This is a genomic window from Propionibacterium cyclohexanicum, assembly GCF_900111365.1.
In the GTDB taxonomy this organism is placed as follows: Bacteria; Actinomycetota; Actinomycetes; order Propionibacteriales; family Propionibacteriaceae; genus Propionibacterium; species Propionibacterium cyclohexanicum.
Window position 1 is genome coordinate 15,237 of the sequence record NZ_FOGZ01000007.1, and the last position, 18,123, is coordinate 33,359.

Sequence of the window (18,123 nt, forward strand, 5' to 3'; positions counted from 1 at the left end):
AACAGGCTGATCAACTGTTAGTGCATGCTACCGTTACGTCAATTCATGGGCTCCGGCATGGAGCAATGGGCATCGCCCACGCTACGGATGTATCACGTGTCTCCGGCAGCCGGATCATGGTCTGGAGTCTGGAGATTCTCCTCCCGTCCGGGAGAAGCAGGTATTCGACCAAGGGTCCACAGCCTTTCGGCTGTTCATTCACCCCTCGATCGACGGATGTGATGACACGTGTCTTTAGGATTTGAGCAGCACTTCAACGAAGTCACCGCGGACGCGATCAGTGCGGAGCGGGAGCGGACGCACCTCATGTATCCGCCGATCATGCGCCTCATCTCGCTGCTCGCCATGATCGGAATCCTTGCCTACGCGGTATTTCTTTTCAATCCGATGAATCGCGGCGATGTACTGCCCTATTCGTTGGTCATCATCGCCGAGACAATCCTCATCTTCCATGCCCTGATGGCCATGTGGATCATCCTTTCCGGGGCCCGGGGCAGCCGGCCGAGCTATTTCTACCCGGTCCAGCGCGCCATGTTCGATCCCGCGGTGATCGGTGCCACTTCGGCAAACCCTGGCGATCCGCGCAGCTGGCCCATCACGATCGGCGGCCGGGTGCGCTCGGTGGACGTGCTCATCACGGTCTACGGCGAGGCCCTCGACGTCATCGAACGGACGGCTCGGGCGGCACTGGACATCAGGGGCCGCCACGGCACGTACATCCTCGACGACGGCGACTCCGACGAGGTGCGCGAGCTGGCGCAGCGACTGGGCTGCTCGTATCTGCGCAGGCTCACCCACCATGGGGCGAAGGCGGGAAACCTCAACAGCGCGCTCACCGTGGCCAAGGGCGAATTCTTCGTCATCGTGGACGCCGACTTCGTGGCGCGCCCGAACCTGCTGGAGGAGACCCTGCCCTTCATGCACGACGACCGGGTGGCCTTCGTCCAGACTCCCCAGGTGTACGGGAACATGCACAACATTCTGTCGCGGGGCGCCGGATTCATGCAGACGATGTTCTACAAATACATCCAGACCGGCAGGAATCAGTTCAATGCGGCGTTCTGCGTCGGCACGAATGTCGTGTTCCGGCGCGCTGCTGTCATGGAGATCGGCGGAATGTACACCGGATCCAAGTCAGAGGATGTGTGGACCTCGCTGTTCCTCCACGAGAAGGGCTGGCGTTCGGTGTACACCCCTATCACGGTGGCCGTCGGCGACGTGCCCGATACAGTGGAGTCGTACAGCAAGCAGCAATTGCGCTGGGCAACCGGCGGTTTCGAGATCTTGTTCACCCACAACCCGCTCGCACCGCGGCGCACCCTGGATCTGGGCCAGCGCATCATGTACTTCGTGACGGCCAGCTATTACCTGCTCGGCATCGCACCGGGACTGCTCATGGCCGTACCTCTGCTCGAGATCTTCTTCGACCTGCATCCTATGAACATGATGTCGGTGACATGGTGGCAGTGGGCGCTTTTCTATTCCGGTTTCTATGTCTTGCAGATCGCGCTGGCCACCGTGGTGCTCGGGAAGTTCCGCTGGGAGGTGCTGGTGCTGTCGATGTGCTCGTTCCCGATCTATACCAAGGCACTGTTCAACGGCCTGCTCGGGATCGACACCCGATGGTCGGCCACCGGTGCGCTGCGCAAGCGGGCATCGGCCTTCAATTTCATGATCCCCCAGATCTACATGTTCGCCATCCTGCTCATCGGTCTGGGCACCTCCATCTGGCGCGACGTCACACTCGGGTTCTTCAATATCGCCACGATGTGGCTCGCCATCAATACGGTGGCACTGGGAGCGTTCCTGTCCATCGGGATCCAGGAGTCCGCGGAGGCGCGCGCCCTGGCACGGGGACAACTCGCACGCGAGCCGCTTCGGCCGGGGGATCCCTTCATCGAGCCGATGCCCGAACTCGATCGCAGTGCCATCGTGCGTGCCAAGGAGTCCATCTCGATGGCGGCCCAGGAAGGTTCGTGGGCACCCGACGACCACGCCGAGCTCACGGCCGCCGAGGGACACGCGCAGCCCGCGCTCACCGCCGCACCCGGCACGCTCAACAGCCAAGGAGAGTCGGATCCGCTGCTCAGATCCCACGATGAGGGGCCCCCTCGTAGCGCACCGGAGCACGAAGACCCCGCGTACCGGGGGTCTGGACCGCCCGACCAGGGTCACCCCGAACAGCCTTCCGAGTACAGCCCACGAAGGGGGAACTGACGATGACCATCGCAAACCGCCTCAAGCTCGTCATCGGCCTGGTGGTCATCCTCCTCATCGGAGGCGCGCTCGTGCTCCTGTTCAACCACCGTCAGGCGCGGGTCACCAGCGAAACGGCCCGGGTGGTCGCCCCCGCGGCCGCCGTCGGCGCCGCATACGGCGGTGTCGTCACCGACCTGATGGTCAGCGAAGGACAGCGCGTGAGCGTCGGCCAGCCTCTGCTCACCATGGTGAGCCAGGAGTTGAAGCAGGACATCGCGCTGGGAGCTCAGCCGAGCGACAACATTGCCTTCGCCGTCGACCGGGCGAGCGCGAGCGTCACATACAAGGCCGTACGCGATGGATACGTTCACGATCTCAACGCCACGGTGGGTTCCTATCTGTCCGCAGGAGCCCAGCTCGCAACCGTGATTGGCGATGGCGACCGCAGTGTCGAGGCCATCTTCAGCCTGGACCCGACCCAGTATCAGCGCGTCGAAGTAGGCGCCAGCGCGGAGATCGTGCTGCCCGACAACACGATTCTGGGCGGCACGGTCCGCGACATCTCGGTGACGACGAGCGAGGGATACCGCACCACCACGCACGTGACCATCGCCTGCGAGGACCTCAACCATCCTCGCTATGCTGCGATGGCCCGGCAGGGCAGCCCCGTGACAGCGATCGTCTCACTGCGCGACGACGGGTTCCTGGCCGGGCCGACCGACAGCTTCATGAAGTTCCTCACGAAGATAGGTCTGCGGTGACCTCTGGTCGGTTCGGCTCCGTGCTCGGGCGCTGCCTGGCCCTGGCGATGCTCGTCTACGGGTGCGCAGGCCCTGCTGGCTCCACGCGCACCCCCTCGGGGCGCACGGGCTCCTCGACCTTGGGGGGCAGCCTCGGGCCGGCGGCGACGAGCCTGTCGGCAGCGCAGCTGAGTCCGTTGATCACCATGCTGGGCGCCAGACCGGGAGCAGATCTGGCGCCCGCCCGGCTCGGTGAGGGACTCACCGAGCCGACGAACCGCTGGTTCTCCGGCCTGGTGTTCGGTGCCGATCCGCAGCCGGTGTTCCCGCTACCGCTCAGCTTCGCGCTGAGTGGCACCGGTTTCTCCTTCGGTCTGCCGACAGTGAGCACCTCGGCGAAATCGATCGTGGGCGGCCATGAACCCGCTGTCCGCGTCGACCTCGGCGCCGACAGCTGGAAGCTCACCCGATATGACGAGATGTCCATCACACTCACTGCGAGCCGCAGCACAGCCGAGCTCGGCACCGTCGTCATTGCCGAGGGCTCGCCCTTCGTCAGCTTCACGGCCCATGGCGCCCAGCGCATCTCGCCGAATCCGGCGGGCCAGATGAGGCAGCTGGCCCAGAATCTGTGGACCTTCGGCGCCGGACCGCACGAGTATGCGCTCACCGGCACCGGCTTGGAACTGTCGGGCACCGGGCTCACCATTCCCGACGGTGCGCACGCCACCTGGTTCCCGGTGCCGGACGGTGGCGATGCGGCGAGCGTCGCGGCACTCGCGGCAAGTCCGCTGGTCTCCACGAGCACCGGGTTCTCACTCGATGAGTCCTCGGTGACGACAACCCTGGGCTATCTCACTGCCGATCATTCGCCGACGGCGATCGCAGCCATGCCGCACCAGCAGGCGGCGCTGACCAGCACCAGCTGCTCGCTCGGCAGCTATGACAGCATCTATGGCCTCCTCACGCTGTGCCGGGGCACCTCGCTGCAGTGGACGACGACGCGGCGCCCGGCCCGCGCCGCGCTCGACCTGTCGGGCCTGTCGGACGACGAGAGGGCGGCCCTGCGCCAGCAGGTGGGGGTGGACACGGCAGCCCTGCCGCCCTACCCGTCCGACACCTACTTCGGCTCCAAGGCGCTGTATCGCGATACCCAGCTCTACGAGGTGGCCAAGCAGGTCGGGGCCGAATCGCAGGCGGCAGCGCTGAAGACCCGGATCATGGCCCAGCTCGGCGCCTGGACGGCACCCTCGGGCTGCACCGGGCGCACGAGCGAGTGCTTCTTCTACGACTCCACCAACAAGGGCATCGTCGGCCTGAGCCCGTCATTCGGTGCCGAGCAGTACAACGACCACCACTTCCACTACGGCTACTTCCTCTATGCGGCAGCGGTGATGGCGCTCGACGATCCGGGGCTCGTCGAGGGTCTGCGTCCGGTCATGACGCTGCTGGCCGCCGATATTGCCTCACCGGCGGATTCCGGCACCTTCCCCCAGCGCCGGGTCTTCGACCCCTACGCCTCCCACTCGTGGGCATCGGGTACAGCCCCGTTCGCCGACGGGAACAATCAGGAATCGGTCAGCGAAGCGGTCAACGCCTGGGCCGGCCTGAGCCTGTGGGCACAGGCGAGCGGCGATCCGGGCCTTCACGCGCAGGCGCAGTGGATGCAGGCCCTGGAGGTTTCCTCGGCACTGGCCTATTGGACCAATATCGACACATCGGCCCCGCTGTATCGCGGTTTCGAGCACGAGATCACCCCTGTTAACTGGGGCGGCAAGCGCGACTACGCCACCTGGTTCTCACCCGAACCGGCAGCCGCGCTGGCAATCCTGCTCCTCCCGATCAGCCCCTCGTCGGGCTATCTCGGCGCCGATCCGGGCCGAATCGGGGCCAATCTCACCGAGGCGCTCGGCACGAAGGGCTACCAGCAGACCTACGGGGACCTGCTCCTGCTCTATTCGGCGCTGCAAGGCCCCAGGCAGCGAGACGAGGCGCGCGCAATGCTTGGTACCCTGCCGAGCATCGACGACTCGATGACGCCCAGCTATGTGATGGCCTATCTGGATGCCCTGAGGTTCTGATGCCGCCATGGCCGAGCGCCACGATGCAAGGGTCCGGATCGCACAGCGAGGGTCCGGATCGCATGGCGTCGAGGGCCCCTCGAGCATTCACCTCGGTGGGCAGAATCCGAGATGATCGGGACGGACGCGCAGCTGCCTCATCATGCGGCACACCATGCGAACCTGCCCTGACAACACCCCTCGAGCACGAGGAAGACCCATGACCACTGCCCCGCGAACGAAGTCCCCGACGAATCGGCCTCGTCTCCTCCTGCAGCCGATGCGTCCACGGGACCCCGATGAGCCCCACCGCGCCGCGAGCCCACTCGAGCTGTTCTTCGACCTCGTCTTCGTCGTCGCCGTGTCATTGTCCTCCCAGACGCTGCACCACATCGAGTCCGAGGGGCACGTCGCCGCGGGAGCCCTCTCGTATCTCATGGTGTTCTTCGCGATCTGGTGGGCGTGGATGAACTTCACCTGGTTCGCCACCTCATTCGCGGTCGACGACTGGCTCTACCGGATCATGACGATCCTCCAGATGGGCGGTGTGCTCGTTCTGGCCGCGGGCGCGCAGTCCGCGATGGCGCATCACGATTTCACTCTTGTCACCTTCGGCTATGTCATCATGCGGCTGGCCCTTGTCGGGCAGTGGCTCCGGGCCAGCCACGGCGACCCGGCCCTGCGGGGCACGGCCCGCCGATACGCTCTTGGCATTGCCGTAGTGCAGGCCGCCTGGATCGGCCGGCTGGCGTGTCCACCGGCCGTTGGATTCGCCGTCTTCTTCGTACTCGCTGCGGCGGAGGTGCTCGTCCCGGTCTGGGCCGAACGACGGGGCAACACTGCCTGGAATGCGCGCCACATCACGGAGCGGTACGGGCTGTTCACCCTGATCCTGTTGGGGGAGTCGATCCTCGCTGCAACGAATGCCGTCGTCGAGGCACTCAATGAGGGCCACTCCCTGCCACGTCTGCTCGCCATCTCGGCAGGCGGGCTCGCGACAGCTGCCGGGATGTGGTGGGTCTACTTCGCCACAGAGCACGAGCTCGGCGATGGCCTGCGCGGATCGCTCCTGTTCGGCTACTTCCACTACGTCATCTTCGCCGCGGCCGGCGCCTTCTCTGCCGGGATCGAGGTCGCCATCGACGCTGCCGACGACCGGACGCACCTTTCGGCACCGGTGGCTGCCGGGACTCTGACAGTCCCCGTGGCGCTGTTCATCGCCAGCGTCTGGTGGCTCACCTTGCGCCGGGGGCTCAACAGGACAGGTTCCGCGCTCGTCATCGCCGGCGTCCTCGTCATTGCGGCCGCCACCGTCATCCCCTCGGCGCCCATCCCCGGCACCACGCTCGGCGTCACCCTCGCAGTGCTCGCCTGCGAGATGTGCCGCCGGCCGGCGCCGTGAAGCCCCCCACAGACCCGCTGTAGCCCGCGTGCGATGCTCGCTCACGAGGCGGATTCACCCAGCAAATGCCCCCAGGCGCTGCGCTTCGACCCGTCGATCACCAGCCCGAAGGACTTGCGGCCACCTCTCGTCGACCAGCACGCCACGCCGCGTTATCGCTGAGCACGGCCGACCCGCGGCGAGCCCTGGATTGACATCGCCTTGTCGTGGGCTAGTATTTCGGGCATGGCTAATGTGAATGCCCGACGCCACATCGTGCTGGTGCGTGTCGAGGCTGCCATGATGTGTTGTCGCTGCCTCTGATCGCAGCCGCGGTTCCTCTCTCGGGCAGTTCTCACCGCCTTGGGCAAACTCCACATTCCGAGGCCCTTGACGCCGGACCCGATCGGTGATTCATACCGCAGGGAGTTCATCGGCTGAACGGTCGATCGCCAGCCCGCTCCGCGTGCTTGCACACCCGGGGCTGAGCTCATGTCGCGAGGAACCGACACAACCACTGGTCCTGTTCACAGCCCACAGCTCGATCCTCGTGGTGCTGTGACACTCCCCCCCAATGCTTCACAAATCGCTGAATACATTTCGAAAGGTTACGCATGTCCGGAATTCACGAATCCATCACCGAACTCATCGGTAACACCCCGCTGGTCCGTGCCCCGCACTACCTTGAGGCTGCTGGTGTCCCGGAGGCCGACATCGCTTTCAAGCTGGAATACTTCAATCCGGCGGGTTCGGTAAAGGACCGTATCGCTCTCTCGCTGATCACCGATGCCGAGGAGCGTGGTGTTCTCAAGCCCGGTGGAACTATCATCGAGCCCAGCTCCGGCAATACCGGGATCGGCCTGGCTGCCGTTGGCACCGCCCGTGGATACAAGGTCAAGATCGTGCTGCCGGCCGGCGTGAGCGTCGAGCGGCGGGCACTTATCCAGGCCTATGGCGGCGAGGTCATTCTCACTCCCGGACCGCTGGCCATCAAGGGCTCCATCGCCTACGCCCAGAAGCTGCACGAGCAGGATCCCGATTCCTTTGTCCCCGATCAGTTCAGCAACCCGGCCAATCCGAAGATCCACTACGAGACCACCGGTCCGGAGATCTGGAAGGACACCGAGGGCAAGGCCGACGTGCTCGTCTCCGGAATTGGCACCGGCGGCACGTTGTCCGGCGCCGGAAAGTACCTCAAGGAGCGCAAGCCCAGCTTCACGGTGATCGGCGTCGAGCCGGCCAAGAGCGCCATTCTCAACGGCGGCAAGCCCGGCCCGCATGGCCTGCAGGGCATCGGCACCGGCTTCGAGCCCAAGACCCTCGACAAGTCCGTCTATGACGAGGTCCTCGATGTCAGCGACGAGGACTCCTTCGCCCACGCCAAGCTGTTCGGCACGGCCGAGGGCATCTTCGTCGGCATCTCCTCGGGCTCCGCGCTCGTCGCGGCCGTCGAGTTGGCAAAGCGCCCGGAGTACAAGGGCAAGCAGATCATCGTCGTGCTCCCCGATTCCGGCGACCGCTATCTGTCCACCCCCTTGGGCCAGTTCCCCGAACTCCCCATCCACGAGGACGTCGAACTCTGATCTGCTCGTCTGGAAACTCTTGATCGCAGGGCGCCGCATCCGGGGGGCGTCACCCCTCTCCGGAAGCGGCGCCTTTGCCGTGGCAGGACCTGCCGGGAATGACCGCCGTCAAAATGTGATATCTAGTTGTTAACACTTCGACGAAAGGTCCGTCATGACCCATCCCACCCCGGCGACAAGCCAGGCACCACACAGCCACCCGAGCGCCGGATCCCAGGCCCCCGGCGGCGTCGAGATCGCTGAGCGTACGGCATGGTCGGTCAATGGTGCCCTCGCCCTGCTTGTCAGCCTCGTCCTCGTGGTGGTGGGCGCCTGGCTGGCTGCTTCGTCGGGCACCGGGCTGGGGGTTGCCCTGCTCATCCTCGGGGTCTTGCTGCTCACCGGCATCACTGTCATCAGTCCAGGCGACACCCGTGTCGTCCAGCTGTTCGGCGCCTATATCGGAACGATCCGGCGCACCGGCCTGCTCATGACCGTTCCGTTCACCACCCGCCGCAAGGTCTCGGTGAAGGTGAACAACTTCGCCACCAATGATCTGAAGGTCAACGATGCGGACGGCAACCCGGTGAACATCGCGGCCATTGTGGTCTGGCAGGTGGCCGACACAGCGAAGAGTGTCTTTGCCGTGCGGGAGGCCGAGGAGTTCGTCGCCGTGCAGTCGGAATCGGCGCTTCGCCGAATTGCCGGAGACCATCCCTACGACAACGCGGAACACGGCGAGGAGACGCTGCGGGGCGCCACCGATTCGGTGGCCGATGAGCTGGCTCACGAGGTCGGGGCCAGGATCGCGCTGGCGGGGCTGAGAGTGGTGGAGGCTCGCATTTCGACGCTCGCCTACGCACCCGAGATCGCCCAGGCGATGCTGCAACGCCAGCAGGCATCCGCTCTCATCGCGGCCCGCGAGCGCATCGTCGAGGGCGCGGTGTCCATGGTGGAGAACGCCTTGGAGCGCCTGGAAAACCAGAACATCGTCAACCTGGACGACGAGCGGAAGGCAGCGATGGTCTCGAACCTGCTCGTGGTGCTGTGCTCCGAGTCGCGGGCCACGCCGGTCGTCAATGCCGGCACTTTGTACCAGTGAGGCGGACCAGGGGTGAGCGAGCGCAAGGCCGTTCTGGTCCGCCTCGACCCGAGAATTCACGAGGCACTCCAGCACTGGGCGTCCGACGAGATGCGCTCGGTGAACGCACAGGTCGAATATGCGCTGCGCGATGCCCTGCGCCGCGCCGGCCGGCTGCCCAGCAATGTGCCACCGGTGGCCAGACCGGGACGACCGCCGAGCACTACCAAGACCCCGGCCGCTGATACGGACCACGACGGGACCGGCACGCACCCGGACCGGGCAAGCGGAGAATCTGGCCCCGGGAACTGACCTCGGATGCCAGTCCCAGAACTCAGCCGAGATTGTGGGAACTCAGCCACGCCTTCGCGATCTCGGAGGATTTCTTCTGCTCAGTGGTGCTCTGGGCATTGAGGGACTGGAGCTCGGCCGTCGTGAGCTTGGCCGTGACGGACCCAATCGCCTGGGCAGCCTTGTCGTCGACCGCCGTCGAGACCAGCGGGGTGACATTCTGAGGCAGGATGAGGTTCTTGGGGTCCAGGAGCACCAGGAGGTTGTTGCTGGCGATGGCCGGATCGGAGGTGTAGATGTCGGCAGCGTCCACCTTTCCGTCCAGGAGGGCCTTCACGGTGAGTGGGCCGCCTGAATCCTCGACACCGGTCACCGTGGCCTCCACCCCGTAGACACGTCGGAGCCCATCGGGCCCGTAGGGCCGGGATGCGAACTCGGAGTTCGCTGCCACGGTGACAGTGCGCCCCAGCTTGGCCAGGTCGCCGATCGAGGCGAGCTGATATCTGTCGGCCGTCGCGCGGGTGACGGTATAGGAGTCCTGATCGGTCGCCTCCGCCCGGTCCAGGACACGCAGGCCCTTGGGCAGCACCGAGGCCAGGGCGGCGTGAACGCCATCCGCATCGGTGGCCGTGGCGTTCTTGTCGTAGAACTGAAGCAGATTGCCGCCGTATTCGGGCATCACATCGATCCGACCCGCCTCCATCTCGGGCAGATAGACCTCGCGCTGACCGATCTGGTACTGACGGGTCACCGTGAAACCGGCAGCTTCGAGGCGCTGGGCGAACAGCTCGGCGATGATCTCGTTCGAGTAGTACTGCTGGGAGCCGACGACCAGCCCCGCCTTCGATGCGCTGGTGCCAGCCGATGCTCCGGTCACGGGATTCGAGCTGGAGCAGCCGGCAAGCGTCACCAGGGCCCCGGCCATCAACAAGGACCGTCGATCGAGTCTCATGGTCGAACCTTTCGTTCGGGGGGTTCCCCTCGAGCCTAGAGGGCGTGCGGCGCCCGAGGGCATCTGCCGGCACACGGCATGGGCCGATGAGTACGCTCTCAGCAGATGCCTGCGAGCACGACCCTCAGCGCAGGCTGGCCCGCCAGCTGGCACGGGTGGTTTCGGCCGGACCGTCCAGTTCGGTGAAGCCGGCGTCGACGATGCTCACCTGCCGTGACGAGCGGTCCCACTGCCCTGCCCCCGGGTGACGGACCTCGACCCGGAAATCGTCGGCGCGCCAGCTGGCACGCTGCGCCGCATCGGCGAGCTCGTACAGCCCCTGGGCGGCATGCCCGCACTGGGCGGCGAGTTTCCCGCTGGTCATGTCCTCATGTGGGGTCACCTCGACGACGGCCAGCGCCGTGGTGGCGAGGCTGAGACCTTCTGGCGGGAAATGGGTGCCCGAGACCTGGAGCTTGTCGAGCGCCTTGACGAGCGGACGCACCGGCCCCGGCACGAAGGCCCGCACGCGCGCCTCGCCGTATCCCCGCGCTCCGGGCTGGATCACCGTCACACCGTCCAGCTCCTGCACATCGGTCCAGCGCTTGCCGTCGGCGCGACGCACGAGCTTGCGGATGCGGCCGTCCGACCAGTGCTTCACGGACTCGTACCAGGGACCTCCGGGCTGGCTGCGCGGGTCGTCGAGCACGCGGACGACGGCGCGAGCAGCAGCTTCGCAGACATCGACCTCACGGGCAGGTAGATGCCGGTCCCGGTAGACCACCAATTGCATTGCCCAGGGAATCTGTTCGCCGAGCTGCCCAATGTCCTCTCGGCCTTCCTGCTCATCCACGCTTAGGCAGGCTACGTCGCCGTCCGGTGTCGCGGCGAATCAAGCCACGCTGGTCCGGCGTGCGGTGGGCGAATCGGGGCCGGGATAGCCTGATCCCCGTGTCAGCTCTCACCTTCCTCCTGCTCATCGTCGCCGGTGTGGGAGCTGGCCTGGTCGGCTACCTCGCAGGACTGGCCTCACTCGTGAGCTATCCCGTGCTGCTGGCAGTGGGGCTGCCTCCTATCGCTGCGAATGTCACCAATACGGTGGCGCTGGTCGGGGCGAGCGCCGGGTCGACGATACGCGGGGCGCGCTTCTATCTCAAGACGGAACGTCGCCAAACACTTCGCGAGTGCGGCATTGCCGCTGTCGGCGGGCTGGCCGGGGGCGGGCTGCTGCTGGCAGGCGGGGAAGCCAGCTTCCAGAGCATCGTGCCATGGCTCGTCCTGCTGGCCTCAGGGCTGCTGGTGTTCTCGCCAGCCATCCTCACCCTGCACGGCGAGCGTCCCCTCCCCGCCTGGATCTACCCTGCGTTGTTGTTCATGACGTGCATCTACGGCGGCTATTTCGGCGCTGGTGCAGGTGTCATCTACCTTGCGGTCACGGCCCTGGCCTCGCAGATGTCCTTCGACAAGTCGGTCTTCGTGAAGTCCCTGCTGCTGGGAATCAGCAATTTCACGGCGATGCTGCTGTTCGTGTTCTCGGGCTCGATCAACTGGTGGGCGGCGCTGGCCCTCGGTATCGGGTGCACGGCCGGAGGCTATCTGGGGCCGATGGTGCAACGGCTCATCCCCGAGCCAGCGCTGCGCTGGAGCATCGGGGTGGCTGGGCTCGGGCTGGCCGTGTGGCTGTGGGTGCGCTGATTCCTGCGAAATCAGCCAACATTTATCGCCGTCACACCGATGGCCCGGCATGTCCTGGGTAACGTCACCGCATGCCCCAGAAGATCATCCCCAGCCTGTGGTTCGACCACACCGCCCGCGAGGCCGTCGACTTCTACCTGCGAGCCTTCCCCGACGCCGAGGAGATCACGGTCACCCGCTATCCGCACGAGGGACTCCTCGATTTCCAGCAGGAGTTCGCCGGGCAGGAACTCGAGATCACCTTCCGCCTCGGCGACATGACGTTCTCCGCGATCAATGCCGGCCCGGAGTTCGCCATCAATCACTCCATCTCGATGATGCTTCACTTCGATCCCCGCACCGACGCCGATGCCCGCCGTCATCTCGATGAGTTGTGGGCTGCCCTCGGGGAGGGGGGCACGGCGCTCATGGAGCTGGACTCCTACGATTTCTCAGCCCATTACGGCTGGCTTCGGGACCGCTACGGAATGACCTGGCAGCTCATCCTCAGCAATCCCGACTCCGAACCGCGTCCTTTCATCACCCCGAGCCTCATGTTCCCCCACAACAAGGCCCAGGGCCACGAGGCCATCGAGCTGTACACCTCACTGTTCGAGAATTCGAGAGTGGGTACCGTTGCGCCCTATCCACCCGAGGCCGAGATGGCGGACGGCTCGATCATGTATTCCGACTTCCAGCTCGCAGGTCAGTGGTTCGTCATCATGGATGCCGGCGGCCCCCAGGAGTGCACCTTCAACGAGGGAGTCTCGCTCGTCGTGAACTGTGCTGACCAAGCCGAGATCGACAGGCTGTGGGATGCCCTGTCAGCTGTGCCGGAAGCCGAGCAGTGCGGCTGGTGCAAGGACCGATTCGGGGTGAGCTGGCAGATCGTGCCGCAGAACATGGATGAACTCATGGCGATTCCCCATAGCTACGAGGCCCTGCTTCGGATGCACAAGATCGTCATCGCCGACTTCCGGGCCGGCGGTGCCGATACGGCGCAATGACGCGCACTGTGATGGAGGCACGATGAGCAGTAATCGCACGTGGCAGGGCTGTGTTTTTGTCGGCGCGAGTCTGGACGGTTTCATCGCCCGCGATGACGGCGACATCGCGTGGCTGAGCCGGCCACGCCCGAGGATTCATGCCCAGCCCACGAGCAGTCTGCCGGCCCTGACCTGGGAGGACTTCTTTCCGAGCATCGACGTGATCGTCATGGGACGGGCCACCTATGAACTGGCGATGAGCTTCAGCCAGTGGCCCTATGAGGAGCGGCCGATGATTGTGCTCAGCCACGGTCTCGCCGAGCAGGAGGGTCACGTCGAGGTGGCGCGCTCGGTGGACGATGCGGTGCGCGCCATCGAGCGTCACGAGGGACGCCGGGTCTACGTGGACGGCGGCCAGACCATTCAGTCATTCCTGGCCGCGGGGCTCATCGACGAACTCACCGTGGCCTTCGCGCCGGTGCTCCTAGGAAAGGGGATCCGGTTGTTCGGCGAGGTGAGCTCCGACATCCTGCTCACCGTGCGCGGAAGCCACGTGAGTTCACCCGACGGGTTGCTGCGCGTCACCTACGACGTGGCATGAGCCAGGCGCCGTGAGCGGGCTCCCCGCCCCCTGGCAAAGACCCGGATTGTCTTCGACCGGCCTGCTTGCCGGCCGCGTCGCACGCTGGCATCAGTAGGGTGTCCCTCATGCCACCACGCAATCCCTTCCGCCGCTCCAGCCCGGGGCGCGCCTCGGCCCGCCCCATCACGATTTCGCGGGTGACGAGGCTGCTGCTCGTGACGGTGTGGATCTGGTTCATTGCCGCGCCCCTGTTCGCCATCCTCATGTTCGCCATCGGCAAGTGGCCGATCGGCTTCCTGTTCGCGGTGATCACGCCGTTCTCCTGGTGGACCTTGCCGGTCGCCCGGCGCCAGTACCGCGCCTGGCCGCGCCGCAGCGTCGATGCGCCGAGTGCACAGCTGGGCGATGCACTGGCACTCACCGAGGGGCTGGTCACCGACGGCTTCCGCGCCATCGCGCCGCGCGACTGTCGAATCACGGTGGCGCTCGTGGACTCCGGTGGGACCCGCAGCTATTTCGTGCGCTGCGTGGGTGGCGGGGAGACGATCGAGGCGCGCGTCCCCACCGAGGCCGGGCCCCAGACCGTGGCATTCCTGCGTGCCGCGCAGGCGGCAGGTGCCCAGACGCCGGAGGCACTGCCGCGGCAGTGAGCCCCTGAGGGCGGTAGGCCACGGGCTCACGGGATGGCGCGCCGCTCCTGGTGGCGTCGTTTCAGCTGATAGGCGAGCGCCAGCGCCCCCACCCACAGTGGCCCGGCGATCACGGCGGGACGATAGCCGGGGGACTGCGCCATGAGGACGATGACGAAGGCGAAGAAGAGCAGGACGAACACCGTGGAGCAGCGGCCGCCGGGCAGCCGGAAGCGAAGTCCGGCGGCCTCATCGGCAGTGAGGCTGTTCCGGAATTTCCACTGCGTGATCATGATCATCGACCAATTGATGATCCCGGCGATCACGGCCACGGACATGAGATAGGTGAACGCGAAATCGGGCCAGATGAGTATCACCGCCACCGCGACCGCGGTTACCCCCGATGAGCTGAGCACGCCCGCCACCGGAATGTCGTGGCGCGAGAGCCTGCTGAGCCAGCGCGGCGCATTGCCCTGCTCGGCCAGGGAGTAGAGCATCCGCCCATTGGAGTACAGCCCCGAGTTGTACACCGACAGCGCGGCGGTGATGACCACGAAGTTGAGCACATCGGCGGCACCCGGGACACCCACAGTGCCGAAGATCTGGACGAACGGGCTCATCTGGCCAGTGATCTGGCGCCACGGCACGACCGCCATGATGACGCCGAGCGCCCCGACATAGAAGATGAGGATGCGCCAGATCACCCGATTGACCGCCCGAGGGATGGTGCGCCGGGGATTCTTGGCCTCCCCTGCCGTGATGCCGATCAATTCGACGCCCCCGAAGGCGAACACCACCACCGGGACGGCCAGCAAGAGTCCCCTTGCCCCCAACGGGAAAAACCCGCCGTCGGACACCAGATGCGCGAAACTGGGCCTTGGCAAGTTCGGATTCCTGGTGATCCCGAAGACCACCACGACAAGACCGAGGATGATCATGCCGATGACCGCGACCACCTTGATGACGGCGAACCAGAACTCGAATTCGCCGAAGGCCCTCACCCCCAACAGGTTGACCCCCGTCATGACAACGAGGAAAAACCCCGCCGTCGCCCACCGCGGCACGCCGGGCAGCCAGTAGTCGATATAGATGCCTACCACCGACAGCTCGGCCATCGACACGGCGATGTAATTGAACCAGTAGTTCCAGCCCGAGACGAATCCGGCACGTGGGCTCCAGTAGGTGTAGGCGTAGTGGCTGAAAGCCCCCGCCACCGGCTCGTGCACGGACATTTCACCAAGCGCCCGCACGACGAGGAAGATGACCGCTCCAGACACCAGATAGGCGAGGAGCACCGAGGGACCGGCCACCGAGATGGCATCCGATGAGCCGTAGAACAGGCCGGTGCCGAGGGCGCCCCCGAGCGCGATCATCTGGATGTTGCGGTTCTTCAGCCCGCGCCTCAGCTGGGTCCGGTGAGGTACAGGCGGGGATGTGGTCATTGCTGTACGGTCCTGCTCCGCAGTATTGCCCTGCTCCGGAGTATTGCCCCGCTCCGCTGTACTGTCCTGCTCCGTCGGGTGGTGCCTGGACATCCGCCCCGGCGGCGCTCTGGCGCGTCCCCGGGCGTGCTCACTCGCTGCTGGTCTCGGACAAGGCCTTGAGTCGAGTGAGCGAGGCCTGGAGGTTCTCCGGGCGGGTCCTGGCCGCCCGCTGCCTGCGCGCTTCCTCGCTCGGGGGCAGACCGGACCAGTCATAGCTGTGGCGCACGAGGGTGTGATCTGCGTCGATCGGCTCGAGTTCCCAGCGCCACAGCTGACCGAAGGGTGCCCCACCGACAGGACCGGGGCACCATGCGATGCGCCGGCCTTCCTCGAATTCCACGATGTGGTTCTCGCGGGCATCTCCTGAAGTGATGAGCGTCACGAATGACTCGCCGAGCTGGTAGATCCGCTGGCCCGGGTCTGCGGACTCGAGATTGTCGTTGCCGTCCCAGGACGGCTGACGAGCCGGGTCCGCAATGAACTCGAAGATGACGCCAGCAGGCGCCGCGATCTCGGTCTCAGCGGTGACGAGCTTGTCGGTGGGCATCTGTGGTGAATCCTCCGTCGCGTGTCCGGGCGCAGGCCATCCGCGTCGGGTGCCGGGGCCGTGGGGCCTCGAGAACTCATGGTTGCCCTCGCCCCGGCGGGCGTCAAGGGCGGTGCCGGGGGGCGCCCGGCTCCAGGCGCGAGCCGATCACCGGCGGAAGCCGCCCTCGCTGTTGATCACCTGACCGACGATCCACTGCGCGTCATCGCTGACGAGCCATCCGATGAGCCGGGCGGGATCCTCGGGAGTGCCGAACCGCCCAGTGGGGAATCGGCGCTTGAGGGATTCCAGGGAGGTGTCGTCGATACCCTGCCCCGGATCGAGATAGCCGGTGTTCACAGGCCCGGGATTCACGGTGTTCATCACGATGCCCTGCTCGATGAGCTCGTCCGCGACCGTGCGCGTGACTCCCGCCAGCGCGGCCTTTGCCGAGGCATAGCCGATCTCTGCGGGCATGATTCCCTGCTGCTGCCCGGAGGTCATCCAGATGACCCGTCCGCCGACGCGATGGGGGTCATGGACCTGCATGAATGCCTGCGTGAGGAGCAGCACCGAGCGCGCATCGACATTCCAGTGCCCATCCAGCTGCTCGGCCGTGATCTCGGCCAGGCAGGCGTCGCCCCCGGATCGAGCGTGGACGCAAACGAGGATGTCGAGCGGGCCTGCGAGCTCGCGGGCGTGCTCGATCAGTTCGCCGGCAGCGTCCGGGGCGGCCAGATCCGCCGCGAGATGGTGCAGGTCGGCGCCCGGAACGAGGTGGTCACGAAGGTCCGCGAGTACCTCGCCGAGATCATCGGCACCCCACGGCTGTGCCATGTCGTGGGGCCGATGATGCTGCACGACAAGGCTGGCCCCCATCTCGGCGAGCACTCGCGCCACCGCTGCGCCGATCCCGCGGCGGCGACTGACGCCGGTCACCACTGCAACCCGGCCATCCAGGGGTAGCTGCATCCGGCAAGTCTAGACAGGGCGAGCTCGGCCACGCGAGCATCGCTTTCTCCAGGAGGAACGAACAGTGCTCAGCCAGGGTCGCGGCGCTGTCCTCGTCGGCCAACTCGCGCAGGTGCTCGGGAGCGCGTCGAGGCGCACAAGGAGCGGATGCTCACCGAGGTCCGCGCCTACCGCCTCCGCGAGCTGCGTGAACAAGCCGGGCTCACCCAAGCACAGCTCGCCGAGCGCATCGGCGTCGGCCAGCGCCAGGTCTCCAAGATCGAACACGGTGACCCCGACAGCGCGAAGATCGGCACGATCCGCAGCTACCTCGAGGCCGTCGGCGGCGGGCTCACCATCGAGTACGTGATGGGCGATCAGCGCGTACAGCTCGCCTGACGAGACATAGCGAGTTCGTCGTGAGCGAGATATACTTGAGGGTCGACACCTTACCTGAGCCGCCCGGCGAGTGAACGCCTACCCGCTGAGCAGCGGCCTTCGCGAGCGCGGCCTGCCCCCCGGCGAGGATCCCGCGTGAGGCGATCAAGTTCGGCGCTCGGGCCGCACTGAGATCGCGGTCAGCCGAGACCGGAAGCGCTGGCATTGACCGGGACGGGATGGAGTAGATCGTAATGGACGATGATCAGCGCTCACGGGACGCGCCGCTGTGGTCGACTTCGGCCGAGGACCTCGCTCGGGTGATCGCCAAGCGTCCGGGGATGTATCTCGGCGGAGCCTCATACGAGCGCGCGGTCGGCTTCCTCACAGGAGTGGCCAGCATCGTCTCCACGCCGAGCTCATCAGCTTCTCCGGACGTTGCTCCCGACGAGTTCAGTGCCGGGAGGAGTTCCGATCTGCTCGTGCGCCTGTCTGCCCTCGAGCACGGCGCGGGAGTCGACGACCACGAGGCGATCTTGACCCTCGAGCCGCTGCTCGCAGAGGTACTCACCGCGCTGCAGCATCAGGACGAGGCCTCGCCTCGTCTCTCCTCGGCAACCGGTCCGGACATCACAACCAGGGGTTGAAGCGGAACTCGATCAGACTG

The 18,123-nt window shown here is 65.9% G+C and carries 18 protein-coding genes; 13 read left to right on the forward strand and 5 right to left on the reverse strand.

Translation table 11 applies throughout. The annotated features are described in order from the left end of the window. The first annotated feature begins 228 nt into the window (after nt 1-228). The 7 genes from BMX93_RS04620 (at nt 229) to BMX93_RS04650 (ending at nt 9,335) form a co-directional block, all read left to right on the forward strand. Nucleotides 229-2,217 (forward strand): glycosyltransferase family 2 protein, encoded by a 1,989-nt coding sequence (locus BMX93_RS04620; protein ID WP_245725730.1) that lies wholly within the window; start codon nt 229-231, stop codon nt 2,215-2,217. Between the two features lie 2 nt (nt 2,218-2,219). Continuing rightward, entirely contained in the window at nt 2,220-2,960 is a 741-nt protein-coding gene (locus tag BMX93_RS04625; protein WP_091968508.1) for an HlyD family secretion protein, read from the forward strand. Further along, the gene (locus BMX93_RS04630) at nt 2,957-5,020 is read left to right on the forward strand and encodes a glycosyl hydrolase (protein WP_091968510.1); all 2,064 of its coding nucleotides are present in this window, start codon (nt 2,957-2,959) and stop codon (nt 5,018-5,020) included. The genes BMX93_RS04625 and BMX93_RS04630 overlap by 4 nt, the downstream gene beginning before the upstream one ends. Nucleotides 5,021-5,219: 199 nt before the next feature. Further along, nucleotides 5,220-6,401, forward strand: coding sequence for a low temperature requirement protein A (locus BMX93_RS04635; protein WP_218139219.1), 1,182 nt, complete (start codon nt 5,220-5,222; stop codon nt 6,399-6,401). 593 nt (nt 6,402-6,994) lie between these two features. After that, a complete protein-coding gene (gene cysK / locus BMX93_RS04640) occupies nt 6,995-7,963 on the forward strand; it encodes a cysteine synthase A (RefSeq protein ID WP_091968512.1) in 969 nt (322 codons plus the stop codon). A gap of 154 nt (nt 7,964-8,117) precedes the next feature. Then, on the forward strand, nt 8,118-9,044 hold the full coding sequence (locus BMX93_RS04645) for an SPFH domain-containing protein (RefSeq protein WP_091968514.1): 927 nt from the start codon (nt 8,118-8,120) through the stop codon (nt 9,042-9,044). Nucleotides 9,045-9,056: 12 nt separating this feature from the next. Further along, on the forward strand, nt 9,057-9,335 hold the full coding sequence (locus BMX93_RS04650; protein WP_091968516.1) for a type II toxin-antitoxin system antitoxin: 279 nt from the start codon (nt 9,057-9,059) through the stop codon (nt 9,333-9,335). Nucleotides 9,336-9,357: 22 nt separating this feature from the next. On the opposite strand, the gene BMX93_RS04655 is transcribed toward BMX93_RS04650, so the two are convergent. Both BMX93_RS04655 and BMX93_RS04660 read right to left on the reverse strand, forming a co-directional pair. Further along, nucleotides 9,358-10,266, reverse strand: a complete 909-nt coding sequence (locus BMX93_RS04655) for an ABC transporter substrate-binding protein (RefSeq protein ID WP_091968518.1) — start codon at nt 10,264-10,266, stop codon at nt 9,358-9,360. 124 nt (nt 10,267-10,390) lie between these two features. After that, the gene (locus tag BMX93_RS04660) at nt 10,391-11,038 is read right to left on the reverse strand and encodes an aminoacyl-tRNA hydrolase (RefSeq protein ID WP_091968521.1); all 648 of its coding nucleotides are present in this window, start codon (nt 11,036-11,038) and stop codon (nt 10,391-10,393) included. 158 nt (nt 11,039-11,196) lie between these two features. Between BMX93_RS04660 and BMX93_RS04665 the strand changes: the two genes are divergently transcribed. From BMX93_RS04665 to BMX93_RS04680, 4 genes are all read left to right on the forward strand, one after another. Next, nucleotides 11,197-11,940 carry a sulfite exporter TauE/SafE family protein gene (locus BMX93_RS04665; RefSeq protein WP_091968523.1) on the forward strand — a complete coding sequence of 248 codons (744 nt, stop codon included), beginning with the start codon at nt 11,197-11,199 and terminating at the stop codon, nt 11,938-11,940. Nucleotides 11,941-12,011: 71 nt separating this feature from the next. After that, complete coding sequence (locus BMX93_RS04670; RefSeq protein WP_091968525.1) at nt 12,012-12,926, forward strand: VOC family protein; 915 nt, start codon at nt 12,012-12,014, stop codon at nt 12,924-12,926. 22 nt (nt 12,927-12,948) lie between these two features. After that, nucleotides 12,949-13,506, forward strand: coding sequence for a dihydrofolate reductase family protein (locus tag BMX93_RS04675; protein ID WP_091968527.1), 558 nt, complete (start codon nt 12,949-12,951; stop codon nt 13,504-13,506). Between the two features lie 107 nt (nt 13,507-13,613). Next, entirely contained in the window at nt 13,614-14,138 is a 525-nt protein-coding gene (locus BMX93_RS04680; RefSeq protein ID WP_143052813.1) for a hypothetical protein, read from the forward strand. Nucleotides 14,139-14,164: 26 nt separating this feature from the next. Here the strand turns inward: BMX93_RS04680 and BMX93_RS04685 are convergent, their stop codons facing one another. The 3 genes from BMX93_RS04685 to BMX93_RS04695 all read right to left on the reverse strand — a co-directional run bounded on the left by BMX93_RS04685 (nt 14,165) and on the right by BMX93_RS04695 (nt 17,099). Further along, complete coding sequence (locus BMX93_RS04685; protein ID WP_245725731.1) at nt 14,165-15,559, reverse strand: amino acid permease; 1,395 nt, start codon at nt 15,557-15,559, stop codon at nt 14,165-14,167. A 130-nt stretch (nt 15,560-15,689) separates the two neighbouring features. Continuing rightward, the gene (locus BMX93_RS04690) at nt 15,690-16,148 is read right to left on the reverse strand and encodes an SRPBCC family protein (RefSeq protein WP_091968533.1); all 459 of its coding nucleotides are present in this window, start codon (nt 16,146-16,148) and stop codon (nt 15,690-15,692) included. 147 nt (nt 16,149-16,295) lie between these two features. Beyond that, nucleotides 16,296-17,099: an SDR family oxidoreductase gene (locus BMX93_RS04695; RefSeq protein ID WP_091968535.1), complete on the reverse strand. Its 804-nt coding sequence runs from the start codon at nt 17,097-17,099 to the stop codon at nt 16,296-16,298. Nucleotides 17,100-17,246: 147 nt separating this feature from the next. Between BMX93_RS04695 and BMX93_RS04700 the strand changes: the two genes are divergently transcribed. Next, entirely contained in the window at nt 17,247-17,477 is a 231-nt protein-coding gene (locus BMX93_RS04700; protein ID WP_218139220.1) for a helix-turn-helix domain-containing protein, read from the forward strand. A gap of 233 nt (nt 17,478-17,710) precedes the next feature. Further along, complete coding sequence (locus BMX93_RS04705; RefSeq protein ID WP_091968537.1) at nt 17,711-18,103, forward strand: hypothetical protein; 393 nt, start codon at nt 17,711-17,713, stop codon at nt 18,101-18,103. The last annotated feature ends 20 nt before the right edge of the window (nt 18,104-18,123 follow it).

What these genes read in the sequence shown, in the direction of transcription:
- BMX93_RS04625 (WP_091968508.1), top strand. Translation starts at nt 2,220, where the DNA reads ATGACCATCGCAAACCGCCTCAAGCTCGTCATCGGCCTGGTGGTCATC.
- BMX93_RS04635 (WP_218139219.1), top strand. Translation starts at nt 5,220, where the DNA reads ATGACCACTGCCCCGCGAACGAAGTCCCCGACGAATCGGCCTCGTCTC.
- cysK (WP_091968512.1), top strand. Translation starts at nt 6,995, where the DNA reads ATGTCCGGAATTCACGAATCCATCACCGAACTCATCGGTAACACCCCG.
- BMX93_RS04645 (WP_091968514.1), top strand. Translation starts at nt 8,118, where the DNA reads ATGACCCATCCCACCCCGGCGACAAGCCAGGCACCACACAGCCACCCG.
- BMX93_RS04655 (WP_091968518.1), bottom strand. Translation starts at nt 10,266, where the DNA reads ATGAGACTCGATCGACGGTCCTTGTTGATGGCCGGGGCCCTGGTGACG.
- BMX93_RS04660 (WP_091968521.1), bottom strand. Translation starts at nt 11,038, where the DNA reads ATGCAATTGGTGGTCTACCGGGACCGGCATCTACCTGCCCGTGAGGTC.
- BMX93_RS04670 (WP_091968525.1), top strand. Translation starts at nt 12,012, where the DNA reads ATGCCCCAGAAGATCATCCCCAGCCTGTGGTTCGACCACACCGCCCGC.
- BMX93_RS04675 (WP_091968527.1), top strand. Translation starts at nt 12,949, where the DNA reads ATGAGCAGTAATCGCACGTGGCAGGGCTGTGTTTTTGTCGGCGCGAGT.
- BMX93_RS04680 (WP_143052813.1), top strand. Translation starts at nt 13,614, where the DNA reads ATGCCACCACGCAATCCCTTCCGCCGCTCCAGCCCGGGGCGCGCCTCG.
- BMX93_RS04685 (WP_245725731.1), bottom strand. Translation starts at nt 15,559, where the DNA reads ATGACCACATCCCCGCCTGTACCTCACCGGACCCAGCTGAGGCGCGGG.
- BMX93_RS04690 (WP_091968533.1), bottom strand. Translation starts at nt 16,148, where the DNA reads ATGCCCACCGACAAGCTCGTCACCGCTGAGACCGAGATCGCGGCGCCT.
- BMX93_RS04695 (WP_091968535.1), bottom strand. Translation starts at nt 17,099, where the DNA reads ATGCAGCTACCCCTGGATGGCCGGGTTGCAGTGGTGACCGGCGTCAGT.
- BMX93_RS04700 (WP_218139220.1), top strand. Translation starts at nt 17,247, where the DNA reads ATGCTCACCGAGGTCCGCGCCTACCGCCTCCGCGAGCTGCGTGAACAA.
- BMX93_RS04705 (WP_091968537.1), top strand. Translation starts at nt 17,711, where the DNA reads ATGGACGATGATCAGCGCTCACGGGACGCGCCGCTGTGGTCGACTTCG.